The organism is Mycobacterium helveticum (genome assembly GCF_007714205.1).
Taxonomy (GTDB): Bacteria; Actinomycetota; Actinomycetes; order Mycobacteriales; family Mycobacteriaceae; genus Mycobacterium; species Mycobacterium helveticum.
This window is the reverse complement of the sequence record NZ_VMQU01000018.1, coordinates 47,627-58,677: the sequence shown is the minus strand read 5'-3', so window position 1 is coordinate 58,677 and position 11,051 is coordinate 47,627. Positions and strand designations below refer to the sequence as shown.

Below are 11,051 nucleotides of genomic sequence, written 5' to 3'. Positions count from 1 at the left end.
GGTCAGGGCAGGGCGGGCAGGGCGCGGATGCGGGCGAGGACCTCGGCGAGCAGGCCGTGGCCGGGTGGCAGCCGCAGGATCAGTTGTCCGGCGTGCCGGACCAGCCGGGCCGGCACGGCGATGAGGCGGTGACGCAGGGTGGCGATCATGGCCTTGCCCTCGCGTGTCCCGTGACCGGCGATGCGGCCGTCGTCGCCGGGGCTTCCGGTTAGTTCGTGCAGCCAGCCGGCGATGCTGACCGCGAGCAGCGCGCCCCACGTCCACGCGGTGTTGACCTGGGTATATCCCGAGGGCAGGTGGCGTAGGGCGGCGCCGTGCTTGCCGTCGCGGAAGATGTTCTCCACGCTGGTGCGGTGACGGTACCAGTGTTCGACGGCGGCGGCCTTGGGGCCGGTTGAGCAGTCCAGGTCGGTGAGGATGAAGCTGTAGGCGTAGATCGCTTCGGCCTCGGCGAGCTCAGCCAGCGGCAGTGCCCGCTGGTCGGGGTGCAGGGTGCGGCGACGGCGCGAGCGCGGGTCGGCGGAGACCTCGCACGCGTCGAGCCGGACCGGGCGGATGAGCAGCCGGGTGCCCTCGGGCCAGTCGGCCGGGGCGTAGCCGGCGACGGCGACCTGAGCGCTGTGCATCTCGATCGCGTCGGTCCACTCGTGTTCGGCGATGCCGGACAGCAGTCGCCATAGCGGGGCGATGCGTTTAGCGCCGATCGCGAAGCACACCTGTTCGGCGCGTGCGGTGCGGGCCAGCTCACCGGCGAAGTAGCCGGCGTCGACGCGCACCGCGATGTCCTCGGATGCCCGCGCCGGTGCCGGTAGGGCGGCCAGCGCGCGGCGCAGCAGCCCGGCCGAGCCCGCGCTCGGGTCCTGGTCTCCTGCCAAAAGGTCTGCCGCCAAGACAGTTTCGGTCTGCGCCCAGGTCGCCACATGCGGGCGCCCGCACCGCTGCCCGGCGTAGTTGTAGGCCACGCCTTGCTTCTTGCGTCCATAGACTTCCACGTCGGTGGCATCGATGTCGATCGTCACCGCCTCGGTCAGCCGCGCCCGCCGCGCCGCCGGCAGCAGCGCCAAAACCCGCTCGCTGACCGCGGCCAGCCCGGTCTCGGTCGAGCGCCATTGCTCGCCGGTCACCCGGCGGGCCAGCCCGGCGGCGGTGGTCGCCGACAGGCCCGCAACCGGGGTGAGCTGCTGCCCGGCCGTATCGGCACGCTGGCGGTCCAGCCCGACCAGGAAGTCCTCCCCGGCCAGTTGCGCCGCCGCCATCCCCACCAGCAGCTGACCGACGCCACAGCCGCGATTGCGGGTCTTGATCGGGCCCACCGCCGCGTCGATGGCCTCGACCACGCCCAGGCGCCTGGTCAGCTCGCTGACGGCGGCCAGGCCCGAGTTCAGTGCCAGGCTCGGATCCGGCGCGCCGACCCGCACGCCGCACGCTTCACACACCGCGTCTTCTTGCGTATCCTCGCAACCACGAAGGTGCCTTCCTCTCCTGGCGAACAACGGTGTCGATAACCATGATTCTCCATGCAGGGCAGGCACTTTCGTCTTAACGCACGCCGACGATCACAGACCTACTCGCGGATTCGGGTCAGAAGAAGGGCGCGAACCAGCGGCCGGGGTCCGATCGATCGGAGCAGTTCACTGGCTGGACGCGGGCGCACCCGCAACGGCCACCAGAACCAGCGCCCGAGCAGGGTGGCGATGGACGGGATCATCAGCGAGCGCACGATCAGCGTGTCGACGAGCAGGCCCAGGCCGATGGTGGTGCCGCCCTGCTTGAGCGTGTACAGCTCATTGACGACCAAAGAGCCCATGGTGAAGGCGAAGACCAGGCCGGCGGCGGTCACAACTCCGCCGGTGCCGCCCACGGAACGGATGATGCCCGTCTTCACGCCTGCGCCGATTTCTTCCTTGAACCGCGAGACCAGCAACAAGTTGTAGTCGGATCCCACGGCCAGCAGGATGGTGACGGAGAACGGCAGCACAATCCAATGCAATTCCAAGCCGACGAGATGCTGCCAGATCAGCACGGAAAGCCCGAAGCCCGTCGCCAGCGACAGCACCACCGTGCCGACAATCACCATCGAGGCGACCAGCGCGCGTGTGATGACCAGCATGACGATGAATATCAGGATCAGCGCGGCAATGGCCTCGGTCAGAACGTCGTATTTAGTGGACTCCTGAATATCTTTGTAGGCCGCGGCTGTGCCGCCGAGGTACAATTTCGCACTGGCCAACGGCGTTTCTTTCACCGCCTCGCGCGCGGCTTTGAGTTCTGCGTCGACATGTGAAATTGCCTCGGGGCTCGCGGGGTCGATGTCATGCGTGATGATCATCCGGGTGGACTTGCCGTCGGGAGAGACCAGCAGTCTTAGGCCTGTCTTGAAATCTGGACTGTCGAATACCTCTGGCGGGATATAGAAAAAGCCGTCGATTTTAGCCTGGTCGAAAAATTTGCCCATGAGTGTGCTGGTGTCGGTCATGCGATCCATCTGAGTGACCAGGCCCGAGAAGCTGCTGTACAGCGTTAGGAACGTGGTCTGCATCGACTTCGCGACGGCGATCAACGGCGGGATCAACGCGACCAGTTTTTGGGACGCATCGGCGCTGTTCTGGAGATCCTTGGCAAGAGAATGGAAGTTCTCGGCGAGTTTGTCGAAGCCGTCCAAAGCGTCGAAGATGGAGCGTAACGACCAACACATGGGGATGTCGAAGCAATGTTTGTCCCAGTAGAAATAGCTGCGGATCGGCCGCCAGAAATCGTCAAAATCTGCCACATGGTCGCGTATTTTGTCCGTAATAGCGGCAGTATCAGCTGTGACCCGAGCACTGTCGCTTATCGAATTCGTCAGCTCTTGTTGCACCGTGTACATGTGCTCCAGAGTCGCGATCTGGGTGCCGAGGTCGTCGCGGCTCAGTTTGAGAATATCGTCGAGGCGGTCTTTCAGATATCGCAGGTTTTCTCTGATGGGAACCGGCTCCATGCCAATCGCGAACGGTATGGTGCCGTGCTCGATGTTGTATCCCAGCGGCCTGGTGATGCTTTGCACCCGCGCGATGCCCGGCACCCGGAAGATATGTTGGGCGATCCTGTCCAGGTCGAGCATGTCCGCCGGATTGCGCAGGTCGTGATCGGCTTCGACCAGCAAAAGGTCGGGATTCAGCCTGGCGTGGGTGAAATGCTGAGTGGCAGCGCGGTCGCCGACATTGGACACCAGGCCCGCCGGCACGTAGTAGCGGTCGTCATAGTTGGTGCGGTACCCCGGCAGCGTCACGCCCCCCACAATCGAGACGACCACAGCGCTGGCCAGGATCGGTGCAGGCCAGCGGACGGTCGCCGTCGCCAGGCGCCGCCAGCCGTGGACATTCATTTTTCGCTTGGCTTCGAGCAGACCGAAACGCCCGCCGATGACGATGAGAGCGGGAATCAACGTCAGCGAGGCCGCGATCACGACGACCAACGCCACCGCGCACGGAATTGCCAAGGTATTGAGATAGGGCAGCCGCACCAACCGCAGACAGAGCATCGCGCCGGCAATGGTCAGCCCCGAACCCAAAACGACGTGGACCACCCCACGATATGTCGTATAAAAGGCCGTCTCGCGGTCCTCGCCGCTCTGGCGGGCCTCGTGATAGCGGCCGAGAAAAAAGATCGCGTAATCCGTGCCCGCGGCGATTGCCAGCGACATGAGCAGGCTGACCGCGAAGGTGGTGAAGCCGATCAGGTGAAAGCTGCCGATGTATGCCACGACTCCGCGCGCCGCGGCCAATTCGATGAAGATCACGGCCAACACGATCAGCACGGTGACAATCGAGCGATAAACGATGAGCAACATGATCGCGGCCACCGCGATCGTTATCGCCGTCCGCTTCGCCAGACCCCTGTCGCCGGCTTCCGTGGTATCGGTGGTCAACGGCGCCTGACCGGTGACGTACGCCTTGACTCCCGCCGGCGGATGTGAGCGCGCCACGATGTCCTCCACCGAGTGCACCGACTCGTCCGCCCTCGTCGAGCCCTGGTCGCCGGCGAGGTTGACCTGCACGTACGCGGCCTTGCTGTCGGCGCTCTGTTCGCCCCCCGCCGTGACCAGTTCGCCCCAGTAGTTCTGCACTTTCTCGACATGCCTGGTGTCGCGCTCGAGCCGGCGCACCAGATCGTCGTAGAAGCGGCGTGCGGCGTCACCTAACGGCTTGTCACCCACCAGCACCACCATCGCGACGCTGTCCGAGTCGAATTCGTGAAACACCTTGCCCATTTGCTTCATCGCGATCAGCGACGGAGCATCCCGGGGCAGCAGGCCGACCGAGTTTTCCCGCTCAACCGCGTCGAGTCGAGGCACGAAGACGGTGACGACGATCGTCAAAACCAGCCAGCCCAAGACAATCGGCACCGCCAAGCGCCGCAATGCCCGTGCGAAAGCCGGCGGTTCGGCAGTGCCGCCGTTCATGCGGCCTTGTCCAGGCAGAAGACCTGCGCGTTGAGGCCGGTCGCGGACTGTTGGTCTCGAACGATGCCGTTCACGACGATCCGGCAACCGATTGTGTTGCTGTCACCCTGGGCCACCACGTTGGTGAACACCCCGGGCAGGGTTGTGGTCACCGTGTACGACCACGGCAGCGTGGTGAAATTCGCCTGCTGAGGTTGCGCATCCGCGTCCAGATAATTGACAACTCCGGCAGTGCCCGGGGGACCGGTGACCTCATACGTGACGTTCTTGACATTGATCGGCACGATCTGTTCGACTGGGCCGGCTTCCGACACGCGGTTGGAGCCGAAGATCCCTTGTAGCCGGTAGGCCACAAATCCCCCGATGGCCACGACCACGACGATCACCAGCGGAATCCATATGCGCTTGAGGATGCCCAACAACGTCGCACCGCCCTTTCACTCGCGTTCCGTCCAGTCAGCAAGCACTATGAAATTCAGTTCACGAGGCAACGCAATCGGGACGCCGGCCGATTCCCTGGACAAAAGTTCCACACGGTTGACGGAACGCGGATCGACTGTCGAAATCCCAATCTGCGGGTGGCGCGAAAAGCCCGCAAAGCGAGCGAGCGGTCGGTTGCTGCCACGACTGCAGATTGTCGCTGGGGACTGCGGGTCGCAGACAGAGCGAACTTAACCTAGGAATTTGACAACCAGGATAACGCACTGGTTACCATCGTCTCGTGGCGACGACACTGGGAGAATTTCTTCGTGCGCGTCGCGAGGCGACAACACCCCGGCCCGGTTGCGATGGCGAATCGCGCAGGCGGCGGCGCACGCCCGGGTTGCGCCGCGAGGAGGTGGCCGCGCGCGCCGGGATCAGTCCCGACTACTACGCGCGGTTGGAGCAAGGACGAGAAACCCATCCTTCAGTTCAGGTGTTGGAAGCCTTGGTGATTGCGCTCAGCCTGTCTCCCGACGAGGCGGGCTATCTGTACGACCTCGCGATCCCACAACACCGACGTCGGCAAGAGCTCGGTTCGCAACAAGGCCCCGTCGAATATCTCCTTCTCCTCATGCAGGCGTGGACGCTCGGTCCGGCCTATATCGTCAACCGTCGATGCGATGTGCTGGCCGCAAACCCCCAAGCGTCGCTGCTCTTCAGTCCATTCACGATCACTGGAAATATCCTCCGCCTACTTTTCCTGGATCCCGAGGCGAAAAACTTCTGGGTAAATTGGGAATCGTACGCCAAAACCGCCGTCGCCACGGTGCACCGTATCGTGGGCGTAGATGTTGATCATCCGGATGTGGCCGAAATCATCCTCGAACTTTCGAAAGAGAGCAGCGATTTCGTCCGGTTATGGAAAAGCCACGACGTCGGTGTGACCGACGGTAAAGTGAAGCAGTTCAGGCACCGCGATTTCGGTGACATTGAGTTTGACTATGAGCTACTCTCTGCCGCGAGTGCGCCAGGACAATTTCTTGTCATTCATTGGAGCAGGAAAAACACCGCTTCCTTGTCGACCGGGCAACCGACGTGAAAACTGACTCGGGAGACTGATCCTGGCGGATCCCGATGCGCCACCGCCGAAGTGGGTGGGCCCCGACGTCGGCGACGCCGGCCGGGGCGTTCCTCATCGGCACCGGCAGGCGAGCACCGAGCGCCGGCGCAGCCAGCGGGTGTAGAGCGCGCCGATCGCGGCGGTGACCAGGCCGTAGAGGGCGACGGCCCCGCACTCGTCGGCGTCGGGGACGTTCGCCGCGGCAACCGTCAGCGCGGCGGCGGGGTGGCGGCAGCTGGTCGCGAAGGCCAGCACCACCGAGTACCGGGGATCGGGGCCACCCAGCACATGCCCAATGGCGACCATGATCGTCACGAACAGCACCATGGCGACCAGCGTCCAATTGCCCATGAGCGTCCACATGGCCGGTGCCGCGGCGATCAGCAGCACGATCATGGCCACCGGGAGCGCCCATCGCTGGACACGTTCGATGGGGCCGGCTATGCGTTCGGCGAGTTCCGGCCGTCGCACCCGGATCGTCATGCCGGCGACGAGCGGTGCCAGCACCGAGGTGACCATCAGCTCCGTGATGTGCCAGGCGCTCACCACGTACTGACGGCCGAACACGTGCCCCAGCAGCGGTGTCGCCACTGCTGTCACGGGGAGCGCGAGAACGGCCAGCACCACGACCAGGCCGAGCCCGGACTGCTGACCAGGACGGCGGCCATCACCGGCGCGACGACGAGCACGGCCAGCAGGAAACGGGCCAGCAGATCGGAAAGGCGCAGCACGTAGGTCACGTCGGAGAACCGCGTCGCGCCGTCAAGCCGTACCCGAGGATCACCGCGAAGAGGCTGATCTGGAAGGCAAGCTTTGCCGCGTCGGCCATTGTCACCCATCCACATTGACACGACATCGGCGGCTTCCGGCACGTGGCCGCCCACTCGTCGACGCCCGGGTGGCGCTCGGGACATTGCGGGGGCGCAGGAGTGGCATCCTGGCCGGGTGGGCCTCATTTTCCGGCTGGCGGAACTGCTGATCGTGATCCTGCCGCTGGCGGGCGTGGTCGTCGCCGCGGTGAAGGCGTACAAGAGGCAGCGCACCGCCGCCCCGGATTCGGCGGGAGCCGACGCGGCCGCGGCAGCTCGCCCGACGGGCGCCGATCAAGCCGCGCAGTGGCGGTCGCTGCGGCGCGTCCTGGAGGCGCACAGCCGCACCGACGCCCGCTGGGTCGACTACGAACTCGACGTCGCGAAGCTGCTGGACTTCCCGGTCATGACCGACATGCGCGACCCGCTGACCGTCGCGTTTCACAAGGCCAGGCTCCGGGCCGACCTGTTGCGTCCGGTCAAAGCCGAGGACCTGCTCGACGACCCCGACGCCGCCGCGCGGTACCGGGCCGCCGTCGAGGACTACGTCACCGCCTTCGACATCGCCGAGGCGGAGGCCAAACGGCGGCGCCGCAACGACTTTTCCGGGGCCGAGCAGCAACGCATCGCGCGCGCACAGAGCCTGTTGCGGGTCGCGTCGGATCCGGCCGCGGCGCCGCACGAGCGGCAGGGCGCCTACGAACGGGCCGGCAGGGAGCTCGACGGAATCGTCGTGCTCCCTGCCTCGACGCAGGCCGCCATCGAGCGGGGGATCGCCGGTCAGCTGGAGGGGTGAAGGGCACTTCGCGCCGTCGACCGATGCCTTTGGACCCTTATCGGGAACGCCGGCTCTCGACATGATGGCCACAGCGGCGGACCGACGATCCCTCAGGAGCACACGATGATCGACTACGACCTGGACACCGAGCATTCCATCCTGGAGGTGCGACCGAAGTCGGCTCTCGACAAGGCGGACTTCGTCGAACTCGCCAAGGCCGTCGACCCGCAGATCGAGGCCCACGGCGACCTCGCCGGCCTGATCATCAGCGCATCGTCGTTCCCGGGGTGGGACAGCTTCGGGTCGATGGTCACCCACTTCCGCTTCGTGCGCGACCATCACAGGCACGTCAAAAAGGTCGCGGTGGTCACCGACTCGCACCTGGGCGATGTGGCCGAACACCTCGCCGCACACTTCGTGTCGGCCGAGATCCGGCACTTTCCCGCCGCCGGGATGGAGCAGGCGCGGCAGTGGATCGCCACCGGCTCCTGACCGACACTCACGGGCAGGTGTAGCCGCCGTCGATCACGACGTCGGAGCCCGTCATGGAGCTGGACGCCTCGCTGGCCAGGTAGCGGTAGAGGCCGGTGAGCTCGTCGGGCCGGCCCATGCGCCCGAGCGGTATCTTCGGTTCCCACCGCCGGTGATAGTCGGCCAGGGGCTCGACGAGTTCGGTGCGGATATAGCCGGGACTGACGCTGTTCACCCGGATGTTGCGGGGCGCCGGCTCCACGGCCAGGGCCTTGGTCAGACGGATGACGGCGGCCTTGGAGGCGCAGTCGTGGCCCACCGGCTGCCGGACGTTGACGAGGTGGCCCGACATCGAGACGATGCTGCCGCGCAGGTCGACCAAAGCCAACACATTCAGGCGATCTCCCCGTTCAACAAGCCCGGTCAGCGAAACGCGTTTTAGTCTGTCCGCCATGGGCAAATTCAGCAGGGCCGAAGTCGAGCGGGCCGTCGGGCACTACACCACCGTCGTCGAGGGCTGCAGCGCTTCGGGCGACTGGCGACCTTTTGCCGACCTCTTCACCGAGGACGTCGTCTACACCGAACACCACTACGGCGTGTTCCGCGGGCGGGAGGCGGTCCGGGACTGGATCGTCGCGGTGATGGCGCCCTTCCCGCACATGCGCTTTCCCAACGACTGGATCGCCTACGACGAGGACAACGACGCTGTCGTCGTCATGATCAAGAACCTGCTCGACCACCCCACCGACCCGAAGGGGGAGCCGTTCTGGTTCCCGAACTGGACCCGGTTGGTCTACGCCGGCGGCGGCCTGTTCTCCAGCGAGGAAGACATCTACAACCCCAACCGGGACGCGCCCGGGGTGATCGCGGCCTGGATGCATGCCGGCGGCCAGTTGGCCTCGACCGAGATCCTGCAGCCCGGCGTCTGACCGGATGCGCCTAACCAAGCCCTGACCCCGGGGCGTCCCGCCGGGCTTGGCAGACTGTGCGCATGGCACAGATAACCTTGCACGGAAACGCGATCAACACCGTCGGCGAGCTGCCCGCCGTCGGGTCCCCGGCACCGACCTTCAACCTGACCGGTGGCGACCTGGGTCCGGTCACCAGCGCGCAGTACCGCGGTAAGCCCGTGGTGCTGAACATCTTTCCATCGGTGGACACCCCGGTGTGCGCGACCAGCGTGCGGAAGTTCAACGAGCGCGCCGCGGCGGGCGGGGCCACCGTGGTGTGCGTGTCGAAGGACCTGCCGTTCGCGTTTTCGCGTTTCTGCGGTGCCGAGGGCATCGAGAACGTCAAGACGGCCTCGGCGTTCCGGGACAGCTTCGGCGAGGACTACGGCGTCACCATCACCGACGGCCCGATGGCCGGGCTGCTGGCCCGGGCGATCGTGGTGATCGGCGCGGACGGCAACGTCGCCCACACGGAGTTGGTGCCCGAGATCGCCCGGGAGCCCGACTACGACGCCGCGCTCGCGGCGGCAGGCTGACCGCCCGGCCCGTCAGCGACCGGCTCTGCCCGGTTCGGCCGGCCCGAGCCGATCCGCCGTGGCTGCCAGCACCGCACGGCAGCCGACCCACATCCCCGCGATGAGGTCGGCGGCCGGCGCGAGGTCGTCGATGCGCCCGGCGACCTGACCGGTGTTGGCGACGCTGGCGTCCATGTCACCGTCGAAGTAGAGCCGCTGCACCCGTTGCAGCGCCGCCCCGCCCTCTGCGGGTGACGTCGCGGCATCGAGCTTTTCGGCGGCCGGCGTGCGGATGACGCGCATCATGCGCTTGCCGTCGAGGGGCAGCAGCACGGTTGCCGTCTCGTCGGCGTCCAGCACCGCCTGCTTGAGGTTGCCGTGCACCGGCGATTCGGCCGAGGCGAGCAGCCGCGTGCCCATCTGCACGGCCTCGGCGCCGAGCACGAAGGCCGCCGCCATGGACCGCGCATCGCAGATACCCCCGGCGGCCACGATCGGCACGTCGACGTGGGCCGCCACCAACGGCAGCAGCACCATGGTCGACGCCCCGAACCGGTTCTTGAACCCGCCGCCCTCGACGCCCTCGACCACCAGCCCGTCCACCCCGGCGTCGACGGCCTTGCGCGCCGCGGCCAGGGTGCCCACCACATGGAACACCGTGATGCCCGCATCGTGCAGCCGGCCAGTGAACAGCGCCGGGTCGCCGGCCGAGGTGGTGACGAAGCGGATGCCCTCGGCGACAAGGAGATCGACGACTGACGGGTCGCAGTTCATCAGCAGCGCGATGTTGGCGCCCACCGGCTGGTCGGTCAGGGCCCGCACCCGCCGCAGGTCGGCTCGGCCCTGCTCGGAGGTGGTCTCGATGATGCCGAGCGCGCCGGCGTTCGACACCGCCGCGGCCAGCCGGGCGCCGGCGATATAGGTCATCGGGGCCTGCAGGACGGGGACGTCGATGTGCGCGAGTTCGCACACCCGGTTGGTGGTGTTCACGAGCCGCGCGGGTCCGGCGCGTCGATGAGGTCGCGGAACCGTTCCGCGGGATAGGCGGAGGCGCCGAGGCCGGTGACCCGCCCGGCCAGCGCCCTGTCGGAGGTGACGACCCGGATGTCGCCCGGTCGGGCGTCGGCCCCCACCAGCCGCACGATCTCGTCGTCGGCCGAGTTCGCAGCCGCCCGCGGCGCGTGCGCGACCTCGATGGCCGTGGCGGCGATGGGCGTCGCCGGCGGTCGCTCGAACACCACGGTCACGTCCTCGCCCCGGCTCGACGCCCAGCGGTCGAGGCTGTCCACCAGCGCCGCCATGGCGCGGCCGCGGTCCTTCCACCACCCGTCCGGGCGGCTCCCGATCACGTTCATCCCGTCGACGATCCAGCGCACGCTGCCCACGTTAGGGCAGTCGGTGATTACGGTGTGCTCCGAGTAGTGCGCCGACGGCTGTGGCCATGGTGTTGGGCATCAGGCCTCCGATGCCCGACGACGCGCGTTGCCAGCGGATCTGCCTGAGCGATTGGTACGGTTCACGGACGTGATCAACGACGGGATTGG

General features: G+C 66.6%; 12 protein-coding genes and 1 pseudogene. 5 read left to right on the top strand and 8 right to left on the bottom strand.

All coding sequences use genetic code 11. The features are described from left to right. Positions 1 to 2: 2 nt before the first annotated feature. From FPZ47_RS06585 to FPZ47_RS06575, 3 genes are all read right to left on the bottom strand, one after another. Complete coding sequence (locus tag FPZ47_RS06585) at positions 3 to 1,436, bottom strand: IS1380 family transposase (RefSeq protein ID WP_168209377.1); 1,434 nt, start codon at positions 1,434 to 1,436, stop codon at positions 3 to 5. Between the two features lie 128 nt (positions 1,437 to 1,564). Beyond that, positions 1,565 to 4,441 carry an MMPL/RND family transporter gene (locus tag FPZ47_RS06580; protein WP_144949811.1) on the bottom strand — a complete coding sequence of 959 codons (2,877 nt, stop codon included), beginning with the start codon at positions 4,439 to 4,441 and terminating at the stop codon, positions 1,565 to 1,567. Further along, positions 4,438 to 4,863: an MmpS family transport accessory protein gene (locus tag FPZ47_RS06575; RefSeq protein ID WP_144949813.1), complete on the bottom strand. Its 426-nt coding sequence runs from the start codon at positions 4,861 to 4,863 to the stop codon at positions 4,438 to 4,440. Before FPZ47_RS06575 ends, FPZ47_RS06580 begins: the two co-directional genes overlap by 4 nt. Positions 4,864 to 5,162: 299 nt before the next feature. On the opposite strand from FPZ47_RS06575, the gene FPZ47_RS06570 reads away from it, so the two are divergent. Then, positions 5,163 to 5,963, top strand: a complete 801-nt coding sequence (locus FPZ47_RS06570) for a helix-turn-helix transcriptional regulator (RefSeq protein ID WP_144949815.1) — start codon at positions 5,163 to 5,165, stop codon at positions 5,961 to 5,963. Between the two features lie 93 nt (positions 5,964 to 6,056). Here FPZ47_RS06570 and FPZ47_RS06565 read toward each other — a convergent pair whose 3' ends face one another. Continuing rightward, positions 6,057 to 6,575 carry a hypothetical protein gene (locus tag FPZ47_RS06565; RefSeq protein WP_246133310.1) on the bottom strand — a complete coding sequence of 173 codons (519 nt, stop codon included), beginning with the start codon at positions 6,573 to 6,575 and terminating at the stop codon, positions 6,057 to 6,059. Between the two features lie 5 nt (positions 6,576 to 6,580). Next, positions 6,581 to 6,724: a hypothetical protein gene (locus FPZ47_RS29280; RefSeq protein ID WP_246133311.1), complete on the bottom strand. Its 144-nt coding sequence runs from the start codon at positions 6,722 to 6,724 to the stop codon at positions 6,581 to 6,583. A 205-nt stretch (positions 6,725 to 6,929) separates the two neighbouring features. Here FPZ47_RS29280 and FPZ47_RS06560 point away from each other — a divergent pair, with 205 nt between their 5' ends. Further along, positions 6,930 to 7,589, top strand: coding sequence for a hypothetical protein (locus FPZ47_RS06560; RefSeq protein ID WP_144949817.1), 660 nt, complete (start codon positions 6,930 to 6,932; stop codon positions 7,587 to 7,589). A 105-nt stretch (positions 7,590 to 7,694) separates the two neighbouring features. Continuing rightward, the gene (locus tag FPZ47_RS06555) at positions 7,695 to 8,063 is read left to right on the top strand and encodes a SpoIIAA family protein (RefSeq protein ID WP_144949818.1); all 369 of its coding nucleotides are present in this window, start codon (positions 7,695 to 7,697) and stop codon (positions 8,061 to 8,063) included. Between the two features lie 7 nt (positions 8,064 to 8,070). Here FPZ47_RS06555 and FPZ47_RS06550 read toward each other — a convergent pair. Further along, positions 8,071 to 8,427 (bottom strand): annotated as a pseudogene (locus FPZ47_RS06550) (SDR family oxidoreductase); the annotation flags it as partial. 67 nt (positions 8,428 to 8,494) lie between these two features. Between FPZ47_RS06550 and FPZ47_RS06545 the strand changes: the two are divergent. Continuing rightward, positions 8,495 to 8,971, top strand: coding sequence for a nuclear transport factor 2 family protein (locus FPZ47_RS06545; RefSeq protein WP_144949820.1), 477 nt, complete (start codon positions 8,495 to 8,497; stop codon positions 8,969 to 8,971). Between the two features lie 62 nt (positions 8,972 to 9,033). Next, the gene (tpx, locus tag FPZ47_RS06540; protein WP_144949822.1) at positions 9,034 to 9,528 is read left to right on the top strand and encodes a thiol peroxidase; all 495 of its coding nucleotides are present in this window, start codon (positions 9,034 to 9,036) and stop codon (positions 9,526 to 9,528) included. 12 nt (positions 9,529 to 9,540) lie between these two features. Here the strand turns inward: tpx and FPZ47_RS06535 are convergent, their stop codons facing one another. Then, on the bottom strand, positions 9,541 to 10,479 hold the full coding sequence (locus tag FPZ47_RS06535) for an NAD(P)H-dependent flavin oxidoreductase (protein WP_246133317.1): 939 nt from the start codon (positions 10,477 to 10,479) through the stop codon (positions 9,541 to 9,543). A gap of 14 nt (positions 10,480 to 10,493) precedes the next feature. Further along, positions 10,494 to 10,883, bottom strand: coding sequence for an NYN domain-containing protein (locus tag FPZ47_RS06530; RefSeq protein WP_144949826.1), 390 nt, complete (start codon positions 10,881 to 10,883; stop codon positions 10,494 to 10,496). Positions 10,884 to 11,051: the final 168 nt, after the last annotated feature.